The sequence below is a fragment of the Citricoccus sp. genome (genome assembly GCF_032154715.1).
In the GTDB taxonomy this organism is placed as follows: Bacteria; Actinomycetota; Actinomycetes; order Actinomycetales; family Micrococcaceae; genus Citricoccus.
Genome location: NZ_JALDXU010000066.1, coordinates 1 through 17897, shown reverse-complemented (window position 1 = coordinate 17897; position 17897 = coordinate 1). Strand labels below are relative to the sequence as shown.

General features: G+C 66.9%; 19 protein-coding genes. 12 read left to right on the top strand and 7 right to left on the bottom strand.

What is annotated here, in order from left to right:
* The coding region (locus RUH65_RS11280; RefSeq protein WP_313817521.1) for an acyl-CoA thioesterase at positions 1 to 290 on the bottom strand (290 nt) is incomplete at its 3' end.
* Positions 274 to 1416: a DNA adenine methylase gene (locus tag RUH65_RS11275; protein ID WP_313817520.1), complete on the bottom strand. Its 1143-nt coding sequence runs from the start codon at positions 1414 to 1416 to the stop codon at positions 274 to 276. The genes RUH65_RS11280 and RUH65_RS11275, both read right to left, overlap by 17 nt.
* A 193-nt stretch (positions 1417 to 1609) precedes the next feature.
* Here RUH65_RS11275 and RUH65_RS11270 point away from each other — a divergent pair, with 193 nt between their 5' ends.
* The 5 genes from RUH65_RS11270 (at position 1610) to RUH65_RS11250 (ending at position 6141) form a co-directional block, all read left to right on the top strand.
* Complete coding sequence (locus RUH65_RS11270) at positions 1610 to 2728, top strand: YihY/virulence factor BrkB family protein (RefSeq protein ID WP_313817519.1); 1119 nt, start codon at positions 1610 to 1612, stop codon at positions 2726 to 2728.
* Between the two features lie 178 nt (positions 2729 to 2906).
* Positions 2907 to 4010, top strand: coding sequence for a YihY/virulence factor BrkB family protein (locus tag RUH65_RS11265; protein ID WP_313817522.1), 1104 nt, complete (start codon positions 2907 to 2909; stop codon positions 4008 to 4010).
* 139 nt (positions 4011 to 4149) lie between these two features.
* Positions 4150 to 4929, top strand: a complete 780-nt coding sequence (locus RUH65_RS11260) for an SDR family oxidoreductase (protein WP_313817518.1) — start codon at positions 4150 to 4152, stop codon at positions 4927 to 4929.
* Between the two features lie 69 nt (positions 4930 to 4998).
* A complete protein-coding gene (locus RUH65_RS11255; RefSeq protein WP_313817517.1) occupies positions 4999 to 5436 on the top strand; it encodes a DUF3052 domain-containing protein in 438 nt (145 codons plus the stop codon).
* Positions 5437 to 5502: 66 nt separating this feature from the next.
* A complete protein-coding gene (locus RUH65_RS11250) occupies positions 5503 to 6141 on the top strand; it encodes a hypothetical protein (protein WP_313817516.1) in 639 nt (212 codons plus the stop codon).
* Between the two features lie 2 nt (positions 6142 to 6143).
* On the opposite strand, the gene RUH65_RS11245 is transcribed toward RUH65_RS11250, so the two are convergent.
* Together RUH65_RS11245 and RUH65_RS11240 are read right to left on the bottom strand one after the other, a co-directional pair.
* On the bottom strand, positions 6144 to 7247 hold the full coding sequence (locus RUH65_RS11245; RefSeq protein WP_313817515.1) for an enolase C-terminal domain-like protein: 1104 nt from the start codon (positions 7245 to 7247) through the stop codon (positions 6144 to 6146).
* Entirely contained in the window at positions 7244 to 8185 is a 942-nt protein-coding gene (locus RUH65_RS11240) for a LysR substrate-binding domain-containing protein (RefSeq protein ID WP_313817513.1), read from the bottom strand. The genes RUH65_RS11245 and RUH65_RS11240 overlap by 4 nt, the downstream gene beginning before the upstream one ends.
* Positions 8186 to 8476: 291 nt before the next feature.
* On the opposite strand from RUH65_RS11240, the gene RUH65_RS11235 reads away from it, so the two are divergent.
* Complete coding sequence (locus RUH65_RS11235) at positions 8477 to 10027, top strand: SLC13 family permease (protein WP_313817511.1); 1551 nt, start codon at positions 8477 to 8479, stop codon at positions 10025 to 10027.
* Positions 10028 to 10078: 51 nt separating this feature from the next.
* Here the strand turns inward: RUH65_RS11235 and RUH65_RS11230 are convergent, their stop codons facing one another.
* The gene (locus RUH65_RS11230) at positions 10079 to 10738 is read right to left on the bottom strand and encodes a LytR C-terminal domain-containing protein (protein WP_313817509.1); all 660 of its coding nucleotides are present in this window, start codon (positions 10736 to 10738) and stop codon (positions 10079 to 10081) included.
* A gap of 92 nt (positions 10739 to 10830) precedes the next feature.
* On the opposite strand from RUH65_RS11230, the gene RUH65_RS11225 reads away from it, so the two are divergent.
* Both RUH65_RS11225 and RUH65_RS11220 read left to right on the top strand, forming a co-directional pair.
* Positions 10831 to 11730 (top strand): haloacid dehalogenase, encoded by a 900-nt coding sequence (locus tag RUH65_RS11225; RefSeq protein WP_313817507.1) that lies wholly within the window; start codon positions 10831 to 10833, stop codon positions 11728 to 11730.
* A 74-nt stretch (positions 11731 to 11804) separates the two neighbouring features.
* Entirely contained in the window at positions 11805 to 12863 is a 1059-nt protein-coding gene (locus tag RUH65_RS11220; protein WP_313817505.1) for a 2-oxoglutarate and iron-dependent oxygenase domain-containing protein, read from the top strand.
* Between the two features lie 6 nt (positions 12864 to 12869).
* Here the strand turns inward: RUH65_RS11220 and RUH65_RS11215 are convergent, their stop codons facing one another.
* The gene (locus tag RUH65_RS11215) at positions 12870 to 13274 is read right to left on the bottom strand and encodes a DUF1801 domain-containing protein (RefSeq protein ID WP_313817503.1); all 405 of its coding nucleotides are present in this window, start codon (positions 13272 to 13274) and stop codon (positions 12870 to 12872) included.
* A gap of 374 nt (positions 13275 to 13648) precedes the next feature.
* Positions 13649 to 14845 carry a site-specific integrase gene (locus RUH65_RS11210; RefSeq protein WP_313817502.1) on the bottom strand — a complete coding sequence of 399 codons (1197 nt, stop codon included), beginning with the start codon at positions 14843 to 14845 and terminating at the stop codon, positions 13649 to 13651.
* Positions 14846 to 15182: 337 nt separating this feature from the next.
* Here RUH65_RS11210 and RUH65_RS11205 point away from each other — a divergent pair, with 337 nt between their 5' ends.
* From RUH65_RS11205 to RUH65_RS11190, 4 genes are all read left to right on the top strand, one after another.
* Positions 15183 to 15377, top strand: coding sequence for a helix-turn-helix domain-containing protein (locus RUH65_RS11205; RefSeq protein WP_313817501.1), 195 nt, complete (start codon positions 15183 to 15185; stop codon positions 15375 to 15377).
* 395 nt (positions 15378 to 15772) lie between these two features.
* Positions 15773 to 16132, top strand: a complete 360-nt coding sequence (locus RUH65_RS11200; protein WP_313817500.1) for an HNH endonuclease signature motif containing protein — start codon at positions 15773 to 15775, stop codon at positions 16130 to 16132.
* A gap of 536 nt (positions 16133 to 16668) precedes the next feature.
* Positions 16669 to 17205, top strand: coding sequence for a hypothetical protein (locus RUH65_RS11195; RefSeq protein WP_313817499.1), 537 nt, complete (start codon positions 16669 to 16671; stop codon positions 17203 to 17205).
* Between the two features lie 339 nt (positions 17206 to 17544).
* A partial coding sequence (locus RUH65_RS11190; RefSeq protein ID WP_313817497.1) for a site-specific integrase occupies positions 17545 to 17897 on the top strand: 353 nt, incomplete at its 3' end.

The following is a 17897-nucleotide window of genomic DNA, read 5'->3' as shown; positions in this document are numbered from 1 at the left end:
CCGTCCTGGATCCCGCGATGACGCAAGGTGAATGACTTCGTGCCGATCCTCCGGACCCCCACCTGCATGGTGAGGCGTGGCGCATACCGGGTCTGGGCGTGGTAGTCGATCTCCTGCCGGGCCACCACGCGGTTCGACTCGGGCGGCCCGGACGTCGCACGGTCCAGGAAGGACTGGAACCGCACGCGTGCCTCTTCGGCGAGGGTGACCACCTTGGCATTGTTCACGTGCCCCTGCAGGTCCTGGTCAGACCACCGCAGGTCCATCTCGAATTCATAGGGTGCAGACATGACTCGCGTCGCCCTTCTTCCTCGTGGTGCTCGTACCGCGCGTGCTGCCCAACGCAAAATCTCCCCCGCTGATGGCCGCTCCGGCCGCGGCCTGCGCCGCCTCGACCTTCTCGGCCGGCCCGGCCACAAAGACCAGTTCCGTGTTGCGTAGGTGGGACACCTTCCCGACCTTCTCGCCCGTGGGCGAATGGATGCCGATGCTGGCCCCGACGTACCGCTTCGAGTCGAAGCCCAGCACCGCCACGGTCTCATGGCCGGCCTCCCGCAGGGACTGCTCCATGGCGTCCGCGGTGATCCAGGACTCGTCGTTGTAGGACACGATCACCAGCTCGGACCGGATCCGGGTGAGCACGTCCGCGAGCGCCGCCGGCATGGTCCTCTTGGAGTTGAAGACGCTGCGGGTGTCCTTGTCCCGCACGTCCACCCGCTTGCAGGCCACCCCGTAGTGCTCCGGCTCGTCCCAGCGGACCAACGTCTCCCACACGTGGTAGTTCGCGTAATAGCGGTGCTGGTTGTACGGCGGGTCCACGTAGTAGAGGTCGGCCTGCGGCAGGGTGTCCACGGTGTCCATGACATCCCCGACCACCACGGCCCCCGGCCCGTCCAGCAAAGTGGGCAACCGCAGCTCCAGGTCCCGGCCGCTGCGCCGGGCCCAGGATTTCAGGTAGGCCATCTGGATGCCCGTGGTGGAGTCCACGCGGTCGGCCGCCTCCAGCAGCGAGGTCAACAGGATCGGATACCAGCGGGTGCCGGCGTACTCATCCTCGATGCGCTGGCGGATCGCGTCGATCCGCATGCCGTTCTGGGGTTGGAAGTAGCGTGCCTGCTCGCAGAACGTCGCCGTGACATAGCCGCGGGCCGGCGTCGTGCCCTGAAGATCCGTCAGGATGGCGGCGAGCTCGGTCCGGTCGATGTCCCGCGCGTCGGTGGCGATGTAGCAGCCGGCGAGCACACCGGTGTAGGTGGCCCGGTCCGAGGCCGTGGTGTGGAGGCCCCGGCTTTTGAATTCCTGGGCCACGCGGGTGGTGCCGGAGAAGAGGTCGACGGCGGTGCGGGCACCGGCCGCTGACGCCATGGCACCCAGCACGGGCACCAACAACCGCTTGGAGCCCAGGTACTTGATCATGCATCGAACCTAACGGACCGGTGACCTGCGTCGGAGTAGGCACGGCCCGCCGGTGCTTTCAGATCCGCCGCAGACAGGACAGGATGGCAGGCAGGAGAACCAGAACGGTGCAGCCGGCCCATCCAACGGCGGCACCAGGGGCCCCGAGTCGAGGTTCAGCGCACCCGCGCAGACGCAGAGGAGAGGACATCCCGTGCCCATCAAGGATCCGATAGACGCGACGATCGACGCGGCCGACTCTCCGGAGCCGGACCACGGCGCCAAGCCCGATGACCCGCCCAAGCTCAAGGGCGCCAGCTGGAAGTACGCCTTCAAGCGGGCCCTGAAGGAGTTCGGGACCGACGGCGGCACCGACTTGGCCGCCATGCTCACCTACTACATGGTCCTCTCCCTGGCGCCGGCACTGCTGGCGATCTTCTCGATCATCACCCTGGTCCTCGCCAACAACGCCGACACGGTGACCTCGCTCGTGGACGACCTCGTCCAGCAGTACGTCCCGGCCGACTATCAGTCGCTCGTGATCAATCTGGTCGACACGATGGTGAATTCCGCCACCGGCGGCGTGATCGCGTTGGTGATCGGTATCGCGACCGCCCTGTGGTCAGCCTCCGCCTACGTCAAGGCCTTCTCCCGCTGCCTCAACACCGTCTACGGCGTGGAAGAGGGCCGGGGCCTGGTCAAACAGCTCGGCACCATGCTGCTGACCACCCTCAGCCTGCTGATCGGGGTGGTGCTCATCCTGGTCTCGCTGGCGCTGAGCCAGGCCCTGGTGACCGGGGTCCTCGGTCCCATCGCGGAACCGCTCGGCCTGACCGACACCCTGACGTTCCTGACCGAGACGTTCCTGCCGATCTGGGTCTGGGTCAAGTGGCCGGTGATCCTGGTGCTCGTGATCACCATGGTCGCCCTGCTCTACTACTTGGCGCCCAACGTCAAACAGCCCAAGTTCACCTGGATCGGCATCGGCTCGGTCGTCGCGATCGTCGGCATCGCCATCGCCAGCGTGGCCATGTCCATCTATCTGACGCAGTTCGCCGGCTACAGCTCCTACGGGGCCATCGGCACCGTGATGGCCCTGCTCTTCGTGCTCTGGATCTTCAACATCGTGCTGCTGCTCGGTGCGGAGGTGGATGCGGAGGTGGAACGCGCACGGCAGCTGCAAGCCGGCATCCGGGCCGAGGAGATGATCCAACTCCCGCCGCGGGACACCGCCAAGGTGGAGAAGATGAAGAAGGCCCGGGACCAGCTCGAAGCCGACGGCCGCATGTTGCGCATGACCTACGGCGATACTGAGTCCACACGTAGGTCATGATCGTCGGACGGCGCTGACGGGGCGCGGACCGGCCGTGTGGACCTCTCCGCGGCGGTCACCTGCCGAGGCACGTCGATAGTCTCGGTACGAGACCGGGGCTTCCGGGCGCCACGGGCCACGGTCGCGACGAGACCACGGCCAGAGCAGTGGACGACGAGAGGACCCCGACGTGTCGATCATGGACCCCATCGAGACGACCCTGGCAGCCGCGGACCGTTCGGAACGGCACCACGGAGGCCGGCCGCCCACCCCCGGCCGGCTCAACGGACCGGGCCGGAAGTACGCCTTCACCCGTGCCGTCAAGGAGTTCGTCGCCACCGGGGGTATCGACCTGTCCGCCACCCTGACCTATTTCATGGTGCTCTCCCTGGCACCGGCGCTGTTGGCGGTCTTCTCCATCATCTCGCTCGTCCTGGCGAACAACGCCGAGACGGTGCAGCAGTTGGTGAACGACGTGGTCGTCGAATACGTGCCCATCGACTACCGAGGACTCCTCGTCGACCTGGTGGACACGATCATCAGCGCCTCCTCGGGCGGTGCCATCGCGCTCGCCATCGGCATCGCCACCGCGCTCTGGTCGGCCTCGATCTATGTCAGGGCGTTCTCCCGGTGCATGAACACGGTCTACGGGGTCCAGGAGGGCCGCGGGTTCGTTCGGCAGATCGCCACGATGCTCCTGACGACACTGGCCCTGCTCATCGGCGTCGTGCTGATCCTGGTGTCTTTGGCCCTGAACCAGTCGCTCGTCAACGGCGTGCTCGGTCCGATTGCCGATCCCCTCGGACTGACTGACACCCTCACCTTCCTCACGGAGACGTTCCTCCCGCTGTGGGCGTGGTTGAGGTGGCCCTTCGTCCTGGCGCTGACGATCTGCATGATCGCGGTGCTCTACTTGGTCACCCCCAACGTGAAGAAACCCAGGTCGGGATGGCTGCGCAGCGGTTCGGTCCTTGCCATACTCGGGATCGGGTTCGCCGCGGTGGCCTTGTCCGTCTACTTGAGCCAGTTCGCCGGGTACAGCTCCTACGGCGCGATCGGCACGGTCATGGCCCTGCTGGTCGTGTTGTGGGTCTTCAACATCGTGCTGTTGTTCGGCGCGTACGTGGACGCCGAGGTGGCCCGGGCCCGGCAGTTGCTGGCCGGCATACCGGCCGAAGTGGCCATCCAGTTGCCTCCACAGGACACCGTCAGGGTGCACAAGGCCAAGGAGATGCGGGACAAGCTCGAGGCCGACGGCCGCATGTTGCGCCTGATCTACGGGACGCAGGATCGCGCGGCCTGACAACGCGGGCTGACAAAAACCAGCGCGGAAATACTCTTCAAATTTGCAGGGTTGTGCTGGGTGACGGGAATCCTCCCGCCACGGGCTGGGCAACCGCTCGGACCGGATCGGTAGATCTCCAACGAAAGTGAGAACCTCCATGTCACTCCGCGGAAAATCAGTCATCATCACCGGCGCCGGATCCGGCCTCGGCGCCGCAGCCGCCCTCGAGGTCGCCCGGCTGGGCGGCCGCCAGACGTTGGTCGACCTCAACGAGGACGGGCTGAAGGCCACCCAGGACTGGGTGCTCGAGGCCGTTCCGGACGCCGAGATCCTGCTGGTCACCGCCAACGTCACCGATGAGCAGCAGGTGCAGGACTACGTGGACCGGCACGTCGAACGGTTCGGCGGCATCGACGGCTTCTTCAACAATGCCGGCATCGAGGGCAAGCAGAACCTCACCGAGGACTTCACCAATGCCGAGTTCCAGAAAGTCCTCGCCGTGAACCTGACCGGCGTCTTCCTTGGCCTGGAGAAGGTCCTGAAGGTCATGGCCGAACAGGGCCACGGCGCCATCGTCAACACCGCTTCCGTGGGCGGCATCCGTGGCGTCGGCAACCAGTCCGGCTATGCCGCCGCCAAGCACGGCGTGGTGGGCCTGACCCGCAACTCCGCCATCGAGTACGGCCAGAAGGGCATCGTCGTCAACGCGATCGCCCCGGGCGCCATCCTCACCCCCATGGTCGAGGGATCGCTCAGGCAGATGGGCGGCGACAACTGGGAAGAGGTCGGCAAGGAGTTCGTCCAGCCGAACCCCATGAAGCGTTTCGGCAAGCCGGAGGAGGTCGGCGCACTGGTCGCCTTCCTGCTCTCCAACACCGCCGGCTTCATCAACGGCACCGTCATCCCGATCGACGGCGGACAGCACATCAAGTACTGACCTCGCCCGATACCCGGCCTCGCTCCCTCACTGTGCGGGCAATGCCGGACGGCCGGGCAGAATGGTGTCATGGCCACGACCCCGGAACAGCCCGCCACCCCCGCCGCCTCTACCGCGCCCACCGCCCCCGCAGCGCCACAGAAGACCACCGCGGAGAAGCTCTTCATCAAACCCACCGACACCCTGCACCTGGCCGGCGGCCACCAAGGCCTGCATGCGCTCCTGGATCCGCTGCCTGAGGGCGTGAGGCTGACGGACGAGATCACGGAGGCCACCGCCGTCGTGCTGTTCGCCCAGGACCAGCGGTCCCTGGACGGGGTGCTGGACGATTGGCTGGAGCCGGCGCTCGGGGCCCGGGTGCTGTGGATCGGCTACCCGAAGGGTGGCCGATCGGACATCAACCGGGACACCATCTGGAAGGATGTCGAGGCCCGTGGGCACACGCTGAACGCCAACATCCCGCTGTCCGGGGAGTGGTCCTCCGTGCGGGTGAGAACCGCCTCGTAGACTGGGGGCAGCAGGCCGGTCTGAACTGACCGGAGCACCACACATCAACACTGAGGGACAGCACCCATGCGCCGAATGTCCGATCCCGCCTACGTCTCCGAAAGCCAAGACCGCCTCCACGGCGAGAACATCGAACCGATCACCCAGCTCTGCGATTCCCTGGAGGCCACGGACAAGGGTCCCATCCCGTACGTGGATCCCGCCCTGGACGTGGACGAGGCCCGCATCCTGGTCCTCACCTCCGCCCCCGGTCCCGGCACCGCTTCCGGCTTCCTCTCCCATGAGAACGACGACGACGCCTCCGAGCGCTTGCTCCGCGTCTTCTCCTCGGCGGGCCTGGACCCGAAGTACACCATCCCCTGGCTGGTCCACCCCTGGACCCAGGAGGACTACGCCCTGAACCTCACGAAGGAGCGGATCGCCACGGGCGTGAAGCCCTTCAACCGCTTCCTCAAGCGCGTCCCCCGCGTGGTGGCCATCGTCGCCCACGGCGGCGAGTCCCAGAAGCTCATCAAGGCGTTCTCCTCCACCATCGGTGGCTCGGTGCTCTCGGCGAAGGCCATCAAGGTCTTCAACGCGCCCGCGCTGCACGCCCAGAGCGCCAACCGGAAGTTCACCCCGGAGGAACTCGAGGACCAGATGGTCGAGACCTACGGTCAGGCCATGCGCCTGTGCGGCATCCGGCCGCTCGTGAGCGGCAACTGACCTCAGCGGTCGGTGCGGTACCTCGACAGCTTCTCGCCGTCGATCTCCGCACCGACACCCGGCACGTCGCGCACCCAGATGCGTCCGTCCGCGATGGCGATCGGCTCGGCCAGCAGGTCGTCGGACATGTCCAGGAAGTTGGACAGCTCCCCCGCCCGGCGGCTGGTCGCCTCGTGGGCCGCGCCGAAGGTGACGGTGGCCAGTGAGCCGACCTGGGTGTCGATCTGGTTGCCCATGGTCACGTCCACTCCCAGCCCAGTGCACAGCCCCAGGATCTCGGTGGCCTCGGTGAACCCGGACCGGGCGGTCTTGATGCAGATCGCGTTGCAGCCGCCCGAGAGCAGCTCACGGGACGCGTCTCCGGCCGTGGGCACGGATTCGTCCCCCACCACGGGGATCGGCGACTTCTCGACCAGGCGGCGGCGGCTCATGGCCTCCTTGGCGTCGCACGGCTCCTCCAGCAGGGTCAGACCCAGGCCATCCGTCTGCTGCAGCACCTGCATGGCCTCGTTGGCCGTCCAGCCGCGATTGGCGTCCAGGTAGATCTCCACGTCCGGCCCCAGGCCCTCGCGGAGCACGTGGCAGGCCTCGATGTCCAGGGACAGCGGGCGGCGGCCGACCTTCAGCTTGAAGGTGGTGATGCCGTATTCGTCGCCGAAGCGCAGCGCCTCCTCCAGCAGCTCCTGGGCCGGCTTGAAGCCGAGCATGTGGGAGACCCGCATCGAATCCGTCCATCCACCCAGCAGCTGGTGCACCGGCCGTCCCAGCGCCCTGCCGGCCAGGTCCCACAGGGCGAGGTCCACGGTGCCCTTGGCCACCTGGTTGTGGATGGTCCGGCGCATCACGGCGTGGACCTTCTCCCGGTCGAAGGGGTCCAGCCCGATGATCTGCGGGGCGAAGACCTCCTCGACGATGTTCTTGATGGACACCTGCGTCTCACCGTAGGTGTAGGGCCGCGGCGGGGCGTCAGCCACCCCGGTGATCCCCTCATCGGTGTGGATCCGCACCAGCACATGGTCCGCGGTCTGCACAGAACCGGAGGCGAACGTCAACGGGTGGGTGTACGGGATGGCGTAGGGGATGGCTTCGACGCCGATGATCTTCATGGACGCTCCTGCTGGTCAGGGGACGGAGGGTGGTCAAGGGCGGGCTGGCCGTAGCGCTCCTCGCCCACGGCACGGTGGGCGACGGCCCGGAAGGGCGGGATGAGCCCGGAGCGACTGCCGTGCTTCCAGGCGATGGCCAGGCCGACCTCGGGAGCACTCTCGAGTTCGCGGTAGGCGATGGGGGACGCTGCGGCCCGCCGGGCGCCGTCGGGCACCAGGGCCAGGCCCATGCCGGCCCCCACGAAGGCCAGCAGGGTCGAGGTCTCCGTGGCCTCCTGCACGACGCGCGGACGGAAGCCCGCCTGCCGGCAGGCCTCGGACGTGATGGTGGCGACGGCGGACCCCTGCGGGTAGCTCACGAAGTCCTCCCCGGCAAGCTCGGCCAGGGGCACGGGGCCTCCGGCGGTGGCCAGCCGGTGATCGGCAGGGAGGGCGACCACGAGGCTGTCCCCCTCGAGGGCGTCAAGCATCAGTTCCGACGACTGCACCGGCGGGCGCAGGACGGCGATGTCGAGCCGGTTCTCCAGCAGCCCCTGTTCGATCTGCGGGGTGAGCATCTCCCCCATCACGTGCAGCCGGACCCCGGGCAGCTCGCGCCGGGCCAACTGAACCACGGCCGGCATGACCCGGTAGGTGGCGGAGCCGACGAAACCGACGCGCAGCACGCCCGCGGTGCCGGCACCGACCTCGCGAACGTCCTTGGTCAGGGCATCGACGTCGGCCAGGATCTGCCGGGCCCGCTCCAGCATGAGCTGCCCGGCATCGGTCAGGTCCACCCGGCGGGTGGTGCGCTCGAAGAGCTGGGTACCCAGCGTGGTCTCCAGCTGCTTGATCTGCTGCGAGAGCGGCGGCTGGGCCATGTGCAACCGTTCGGCCGCCCGCCCGAAATGCCGTTCCTCGGCCACGGCCACGAAATAACGCATCTGGCGCAGGTCCACTACGCCACCTCCTCTCCGCTGCCATCCTGGGCCAGGCCGGCCCGCTCTGCGCCGCGCTCGGTGAGTGCGGCGTGGTCGATCCAGCGTAGGGATGGCATGACTGACAAGTGAAAGACCAGTTCGGGCCATATTAGAACGCTGGGCATATCAATACGGGCCGAATGTGTACTTCTGTCCCGTCGTTGATCCACGTACGGTGTGACGGATCACAGATCCAGACGGTTCTGGAGAAAGAACCGCCCGACCTCACCCGCTCAACTCGTTCCGCCAGATCCCCAAGGACCATCCGAGATGACCCAGACCTCTTCCCACGCCCGCGCGGCCGCCGCACCGGGACAACCCGAACCACCGGCAGACGCACTCGACTCCGGCGGCAAGCGCAACTGGTGGTTGCTGGCCCTGGGGCCGGCAGCCGGCCTGGTGCTGGCCCTGGTACTGCCGGCGTCGCTGTCCTTCGAGGGCCGCGCCGTGGCCGGCTGCGCCCTGTGGATGGCGATCTGGTGGATGACCGAGGCCGCCCCCATCCCGGTGACCTCTCTGCTGCCACTGGTGCTGTTCCCGCTGTTCGGCATGGGAACCATGGAAGAGGTGGCCGCCCCCTACGCCAATTCCGTGGTCTTCCTCGTCATGGGCGGCGTGATCCTCGGCCTGGCCACGGAGAAGTCGAACCTGCACCTGCGGGTGGCGCTGCTGACCATCCGGATGGTCGGCACCAAGCCCGCGCAGATCGTATTCGGGCTGATGGCAGCCTCGGCCTTCATCTCCGCCTGGGTGTCCAACACCGCCACCGCCGTCATCATGGTGCCGATCGCCGTCTCGATCCTGCAGCTCGTGCGCCGCGTCGACCCGGAGGCCGGCGGCAAGCGCTTCGCCGCGTCCATGCTCCTCGGCGTCGCCTACGGCGTCACGATCGGCTCCACCGCCACCCTGATCGGCCAGCCGCCGATGGCGCTCATGAAGGCCTATCTGCTCGAATCTCACGGCTTCGACCTGCAGTTCGGCCACTGGATGCTGGTCGGGGTGCCCTGGGCCGTCGTCATGATCGGGATCGCCTGGCTGGTGCTGACCAAACTCGCTTTCCGTGCCGAGGCCACCGAGATCCCGGGCGGCAAGCAGATGATCAAGGATGAGCTGGTCAAACTCGGCCGGCTGACCACCCCGGAACGCCGCGTGGGCATCATCTTCCTGCTCGCGATCTTCTTCTGGGTCTTCGTCCCCTTCATCGCGGACATCCCCGCCGTGGCCGGGGCCGTTCCGTTCCTGGGCACCATCTCGGACACCCAGGTCGCCATGGCCGCCGCCATCGCCTGCTTCATCGTGCCCGCCGAGAAGCGCTCCATGGACCCGAGCGGCACCGCCCTGCTGCGCTGGTCCGCGGCCAAGGAGATCCCGTGGGGCCTGCTGCTGCTCTTCGGCGGCGGACTGTCCCTCTCCGCGATGTTCACGGCCACCGGCTTCTCGGAGTGGCTGGGCGGCCAAGTGGGCGCCCTCAGTGGTGTCCCGGCGTGGCTGGTGCTGCTGATCGTGATCCTGGTGGCCTTGGCCCTGACCGAGCTCACCTCGAACACCGCCACGGCCGCCGCGTTCTTCCCGATCTTCGGCGCCGTGGCCGTGGGCCTGGGCATGGACCCGCTGTTCATGACCATCGCCGTGACCCTGGCGGTCTGCTCGGCCTACATGCTGCCGGTGGCCACGCCGTCCAATGCGGTGGCGTTCGGCTCGGGCGAGGTGACCATCAAGCAAATGGTGCGCGCCGGCGTCTGGCTCAACATCGTCTCCATCGGCTTGATCATGCTCGTGATGTACACGCTGGTCCCGCTCGTGTTCCCCGGGGGCCTGTGACCTGACCGCAGATGGTCTGCCGGCGACCCACTGGGCGGGTGCGGCGATCGCTCAGCCGAGCGCCGCCGTCGGGGCCTCGGTCTGAAGCCGCTGGCAGTCCAGCGGACCGGATGCGGTGTTGACTCCGTCCGCCGGAACGAGGCCCTCGTACTGGGTGCCCATGATGACGTCCACCGTGGCCTCCTCCCGGCCGTCCGGAAGGTAGACCGAGCCCTCGATGTTCCGCTGGACCGCCAGGGCCGTGTCCCGCCCGCCCGGGCCGGAGATGATGACGGCCACCATGTTGGAGGTGGTGAACCCCTGGTTGCCGACCCCACCGATCACGAATTCACGGCCCTCGAGGGCGTTGGCCACGTCCCCGGCGAGCCCGCCGATGGTGGTGCCGTTGAAGACCGTCACCGTGGACTCGGTCGAGTAGTCGAATTCCCCCGCCGGGCACAGGAGGGGCTCCTCCGGCGGGGCCGCCTCCCATCCCGGGATGCTCCAGGAGCCCTGCAGCACCTGGTACGCCGTGACGGTCACCCCGGACACGATGAGCGCGACGATCAGCAGCACGATCGCGTGCCGCCGGTGACGCCGGCGGCGGTCCCGCTGCAGGACCTTCGGGTCCACGACCCCGAAATATCGGCCGAGATCGTGCTCCGTGAAAATCCGCCGTCCATCCGGTTCGTGGCGCGGGTCCACGTCCGGAGGCAACTGAGGGTGGGACATGGGACCCCCTTCGGTGCACGTGGACTGTAGTCAGCACCACATTAGGCGACGGGCCACGGTCTGGCATCCGCTTCGCCCCCTAATCTGGTGGCATGCGCACTGTGCCACCACTTGGACTGCTCCTGGACGTTGACGGCCCCATCGCCTCACCCGAGACCCGGCGGGTGCCGGACGGCATCATCAGGGCACTCGTCACCCTGGCGGACCGCGGCATCCCCGTGGTCTTCAACACCGGCCGGTCCGCCGACTTCGTGCTGCAGAGCGTGGCCGCCCCGCTCCTCGCCGCCGGGCTGCCGGGCGACGCCCGGTTCCATGCGGTATGCGAGAAGGGCGCGGTCCACTTCTCCTTCGCGTCTCTGGCCGGCCTGCCCCGGGCCACGCGCGGCCACGGCGTGCCCGCCTGGATGGAGGTCGACGCCGGCATGAAGCTCCCAGCGGAACTGGAGTCCCGCTTGGTCCAGATGGTGGGCGACTACGCGGACACCATGTTCTACGATGACACGAAACTGGCCATGTTCTCGGCCGAGATGAACGTGGGTGAGTCCCCAGAGCGCTACCGCACGGCTCAGCGAGATTTCGAGGACCGCGTGGCGAGCCTCCTCGCCGAGGATCGTTCCGCCGACGCATTCCAGTTGGACTCGACCATCATCTCCTCGGACGTCGAGCACGTCTCCAGTGGAAAGGACCGGGGTGCGGAGCGCTCCTGGACCCTGATCGCTGCTGACGGCGAACTGCCGATGCGCTGGTTCACCTGCGGGGACTCCCGTACGGACTACGCCATGGCGGACTGGCTGCAGGAACGTGGGGCACCGGTGGTGCACGTGGATGTGCGGCACGAGGACGGCGTCCCGGACACCCCGTACCCGGTGATAACCAGTGAGGATCTGGCCGCCCAGGGCTTCGGGATGGCCGAGGGACGCCATGAGGTGACCGGGCAGGCCTTCCTGGAGTGGGCATTAAAGACCACCGGGTCGCCGAACGCCACCATGTGACGAAATGCCGTCACCCGGGGTAGCGCAAGGCAACGTAGAAGCGCAGGCGCCGGCCGGCGTCGTTGACTGGTTCCATGACTTCTGCGCTCTCTGACGACTCCGCCACCACCGGAGCACCGTTGGACATCCCGGTCCTGGACCTGTCCACCATGCGGGCCGCTGACGGCTCGTTCGCCCCGGACTTCCTGGACCGGTTGCGCCATGCCGCCCACCACGTGGGCTTCTTCCAGATCGTCAACTACGGCGCCGCCACCGGCCAGGTGGACGGCCTGTTCCGCGTCACCGCTGAGTTCTTCGCCCGGCCGGAAGAGCAGAAGCTGGTCCTGCACAACCAGAACTCCCCGCACTACCGCGGCTACTCCTCGGTGGGCTCCGAGCGCACCCAGGGACGCCCGGACTCGCGTGAGCAGATCGACTTCTCCCCGGACCGCACCCCCGTCCCGGCCGGGCAGATCACGCCCGGCGAAGAGTACTGGCACCTGCAGGGTCCCAATCAGTGGCCGGCGGACATGCCCGAACTCGAGCGCGCTGCCATGGACTGGACGGCGCTGATGGACCGCGTCGGCGAGGATCTGCTGAAGGCCCTGTGCGTCTCCATCGGCTTGGACGAGGACCACTTCGCGGAGCCGTTCAGCGGCGACCGCGCCTGGATGGGCAAGCTGGCCCACTACGTCGGCGGCGTGAAGGAGGCGGGCACCCAGGGCGTCGGCCTGCACGCCGACTACGGGTTCATCACCCTGCTGCTGCAAGACCTGGTGGGAGGCCTCGAGGTGCGCCCCTACGGTCAGGAGGAATGGTTGCCCGTCGAGCCGATCCACGGCGCCCTGGTCGTCAACCTGGGCGAGATGCTCGAGGTGGCCACCAACGGCTACCTCATGGCCACCATCCACCGGGCCGTCGCCCCGGACGAGGGGGTGGACCGCTATTCCGTGCCCTTCTTCTACTCCCCGCGCCTGGACGCCGTGATCGAGCCCGTGGAACTGCCGGCCGAGCTGGCCGCCGAGGCCCGCGGCGTCTCCGACGACCCCGACAACCCCATGCTGGCCTCGTTCGGCTCCAACATGCTCAAGGGCTTCGTCCGCGCACATCCGAAGGTCACCGCGAAGTTCCACCCGGAGCTGGCCGCGAAGTAGCGCCCGTTATTCCGGTGCCGCCGCGCGCCGGACGACGTCGGCGAGCCGCTTCCAGGCCTTCTCGGTCGGGTCGATGAGGGCGTAGGAGGTCGGCCAGAGGCCATCATCCTCGTCAAGGGCAGCCTGTGAACTGACACCGAAGGTCGAGTAGCGCTCCTTGTCCATCTGCCCGCTGCGGAAGAAGACCACAACCTTTCCGTCCCGGTTATATCCGGGCTGACCGTAGTAGAGCTTCGGCGCCAGGTCGGGCGCGACCGTGGTGACGATCGAGTGCAGCCGTTCCGCCATTTCGCGATCCCCTGCAGGCATCTGAGCGATCTTCGCGCGAAGGTCCGCCTCTTCCGCAGCCGCCTTCTTCGCTCCCCTGGCCCGCTTGGAGTCTGCCTTCAGCTCGGCGGCACGCTCCTTCATAGAGGCTTTCTCCTGAGCAGAGAATCCACCTGCGGAATCGCCTTGAGTCGCCATCGTCCCTCTTCCTCGGTCTTACCTGGTTGGTGCCGACCACACTAACGGCGGCGCCATCCAAACGCTTCTCGATTCCTGACCGCTTCGCCGTCCGCCCCAATACGGGCTCGACGTGCTCTAGACATGAGAAAAGGGAGCCCGGCCGATGGCCGGACTCCCTTTCAACTGTCATCGATCACTCGACTCACGTGTAACCCATGTCGCGACTCAGGACAAGAGTGGAGCCTAGGGGAATCGAACCCCTGACCTTTTCATTGCGAACGGGATGCTAAGTCCTTGTGAGCACTGATAAGCAACCGGACCGAGTGACTAAGAAGTGACTATGAGAGCTGCGGAATCATCTCATCCAGCCGCCGTGCCGACTCGTGGAGATCGTCCTTGAACTCCCTCGCATACACATCCAGCGTGGTGGACGCCTTGGAGTGACCGGCGATCCGCTGGACAACCAGTATGTTGGTCCCCGCCCTAATCGCCAAGCTCACGGCCGTGTGCCTGAGGTCGTGAATCGTTGGACGCGGCGCGTCAGGGTCAGCCGCCGCCAGCGCCTTACGGGCCGGTTCGTAGTAGCGCTTCGTGAAGTTGCCATTTCGCATGGGGCGACCGTCCGGGGAACGGAATAGCAGATCATCTCCGGCCCGATCCTTAATGTCCCCCTCCAGCAGAGCGGCCAGCTTTGCTGGCACCGGCACCGTGCGCACGTTCTCTGTCTTGGTTCCCTTCAAGATCAACCGTCCCTGCACCTCCGTGTATGCCTTGGTCACGTCCAGCTCCCATCCTCCGGCAGCATGCCTAAGGTCGGAGACCGTCAGGGCAGACAGCTCCCCCCAGCGGAGACCACACAGACCTGCGGTCAGGACGAGGGGCCGGTACCGGTCAGCGCCGTCCGCGAGGATGGTCAGTTGATCGACGGTCAACGGGTTGTGCTTGCCCGCCTCTCGCCGCGCCGGGGGGATGAAGTCAGCGTTTCCCAGTCGATCCGTCGTCGGATTGTCCGCCAGCCACCCGAGCCGCACCCCGTGGTCTAGGACGCGTTTGAACAGTGTGCCCACATCGGTCCGGGTTGCACTGCCCGCCGCCTTGCCGTCTCTGCCTTTCAACCCACTGAGCCACTGCTCTACGCGCTCGTGCCTGATGCTGGCCAGGGCGACGTGCTCCCATTCGGGCTTGATATGGTTCTCATACTGACGGGTGTAGCGATAGAGCGTCTTGTCGCCAATCGGGCCCCGGCCGCGAGCGCCAATGCTTTCAAGCCGCGTCACGTACAGGGACCACAGCGCATGCACCGTAGTCTTTCGTGCCGCCCCATAGTCCACGCCCCGCGCCCCGGCGGATTCGCGGTGCATCTCACTGTTGAACTCTTCGGCATCCTTCTTGTTTTCGAACCTCTTGCGACGGCGCTTGCCCTGGGAGTCATACCAGTCGACCTCCCAACGCCGCCCCTTGGGCCTGGATTCCTTGGGGAGCATCTTGGAGCTTCCGTCGGGCTGTCGTTTCTTCCACTTGTCTGTCACGGCCATGCGTGCAGACTAGCCCAGAGTGACTATTTCATGAAACGCTCACCCAACAATGGAAGCCCACCCGCACCCGCACCTACTACAAACATGGGCACCCCTATTCACCGAAACCATGTGGTATAGTACCCATCGAGCCAGGACCTTCCGGTGCCCCTGCCGGTGGTCTGTCCGCTTCTGAATTCACGCGGACGAGCAAAGGGGAACCCAGTAAATTGCGCCTCGGAGAAGCCGGGGCGCAAGGTTCGTGCCCAGAATCTGGGCCGAGCATGGTTCCTCGCCGTCCCAGCCATAGTGCAAGTGGCCTTGATCCATGCTCCCTACTCATTGAGGAGCACCTTTGATGACCGAGCAGACCGCTTCGGAATCCCCCTCCCCCTTTCTCACCCGCAAGCAAGCCGCTTCGTACCTCAATGTGCCTGAGGCGTGGCTTGCCCGCACGGGCCGCACCATGGTTCCGGCACTCAAGTTTGGCGGGCACGTGCGGTACAACGTGTCCGACCTGGACCGCTGGGCCACCCAGCAGCGCATCGCCTGAGGATCGCGAGACGCAGAATGAACTTGTCTGAATCACAGCGCATGCCCCAGCGCAAGAACCACGCCTGCACCTTCGAGGGATGCGAACGGAAGCGCCACACCCGCGACCTCTGTCATGCTCACTACTCGCAGCGCAGGGCCGGTGGAGACCTCCGGCCAATCCGGAAGCCTCAGGAAGGATGCACCTTTGAAGGCTGTCCCCAGCCTCATTACGGGCGGGGGTTGTGCGTGGGCCATCATGAACAGCAGCGAAAGGGTCGCACCCTTCAGCCGTTGAACCGCAAGCGGCCCCGGAACGTCGATCCCTTGGAGTGGAACGGGGGCCAGCTCATCACCACGGCGGAGAACCCTACTTGCTGGACCTGGACGGGATCGACCAACGACAGGTATGGAAGGTTGACCGTCACGGGCCGTCGAGGTCTCGCCTATGTCCATCGGTACACGTGGGAACGTCTCGTGGGTGTGCTGGATGAAGGTCAGGAGGTGGACCATCTGTGCCACAACAAGCTGTGCGCCAATCCGGCCCACCTTCAGGCAGTCGATGAGACTGAACACCGGACGATCACGGCATTTCGGGCGAGGGAGTTGCATAAGTCCCGCGCACTGTTCCCCGACCTGGAACTGGAATGGCGCGCAGTGGATCGCTCGTTGCCGACCATGGAGGCGCTGAGGTACGCCATGGCCTATGGCCTGCCGTTCTTCGCCATGGGAGCTTGGCGGAATGCCCACGGCTCTGAGGGCGTCCGCGCCGTATAGGCGCGTCCAGCTCCCGCCCGGACGCCCGCTACGGCCCGGATAGTTGTCGGGCCTCCACGGGCATCCGGGCTGGGAACGCTGGCGGGCCGGATCTTTTCCAATGCTCATGAGGAGCTTCGCCGAGAGGCTGAGCTAGAGCGGGAAGCACGAAGTCAGGACTGAGGGCAGGGGGGGCTCCGCTAGGGCTCCGCCCTTGGCACTGGAGTGTATGGCAGTTAGGGGGGGGGTACTCCGGTCCCCGGAATGATCCCCAATCCTGGCCCCGCCTGGTCCCGTCCCGTCCCGGCCTAGATGCTGGGCAGGAGGGGGCCATGCCGATTTTTTCAGCACTAGGGCTGTGTCCCTCGCAACCATCAGGAGAACCAACCATGGAACCGTGCACCTGGATCGACGGTGACGACTTGCCTAGCCGGCTGATGGCTGGACCGTGTGGACGGCCGGCGCGATACCCCGGCTATCGGGACGTGTGGACTGAGCCGCTGTGTCAGCGGGACTGGCGGCGGTTGCGAGCTGTCCACGAGGTGCCCTGTCGGGTGGTGGGATGCACGAATGAGGCCAAGCATCAGGGCTGGTGCCGTCGTCACGAGGGGGAGCCGCTGCGGGCCATGGAGGCCGAGGAGCGGGACCGGATGCACGCGGCCCTGGTGGAGCGGATCGAGCCGAGGGGACGGTCTGGGTGCTGGATGTGGATGGGTCGGCAGACTGAGGGCGGCTACGGCGTGTTCGATCCGCCTGGGGAGCGGGGCACGTGGCTGGCCCACCGGCTCACCTGGTCCATGTTCTACGCGGGCCACGGGAACGGGGAGTGGAATAACCCAGTGGAGCTTGACCACCTGTGCACCCGCCAGGAGCTGAGCCGGTACGACTACGGCGGAGCGCTGTGCGTGAACCCGCTGCACCTGAAGCCCGCCACGCAGGAGGCCAACCGGGCGCTACGTCAGATCAGGTCAGACCGTCCGTTCGTGGCGTGGCACGCTCAGTCTCGGCAGTCTCTCCGGCCTTTGTCGCTGGTGGTGTTCGCCTTGCGGTTCGGGCTGCCGATGGACCCGTCAGACCGCTACGTGAGCCACTGAGCGCCGCTCTCGCGGGCTCTAGAAACCGTGCCCGACTTTGGTCGTCTCCACGTGCGGTAGGGCTGTCAGAGCGCCCGGGGGGCTCCCCCCACCCCATCCCTGCCCTCACCGCATCAGGGGGTGGAGGTGAGGAGAACCCCCCGGGAGGCGAGCAGAGGAGGCCGAGGAGCGGACGCCGGACGGTACCGGAGCGCGGGCACGAGGGAGCGCGGCTGAGGAGCAGCAGGGCCAGCCTGGAGGGCCGAGGGGAGCGCCTGGAGCTGGACACCCGGGCAGGGTTGGAGGAGGGCCGAGAGGACCGTCGTGTGCACACACGATAATGTCGGTTATCGTGTGTGAATGACCTCCGCACTGAAAACCCACACCACCAACACCGAGCGGCACGCCGGCCTGATCCTCGGGTGGCAGTCCTCGCACACCTCGGAAAACACCCGCCGCGCCTACGGGCGCGACCTCGGGCAGTACCTCGGATGGCTGGACGGGATCGGACTGGACCCCGACACCGGCGACCGCGTGGCCGGTCTGGACGTGCTGGCCGTGCGCCGTCCAGTGGTGGACGCCTACCGGCTGGCACTGGTCAGCGGTCAGCTGTCCCCGCAGGATCGCCCACCTACCGCGTCCACGGTGGCCCGCAAGCTCTCGGCCGTCTCATCGTTCTACGCCTACGCGGTCGGGGCGGGGTGGCTGGAGGC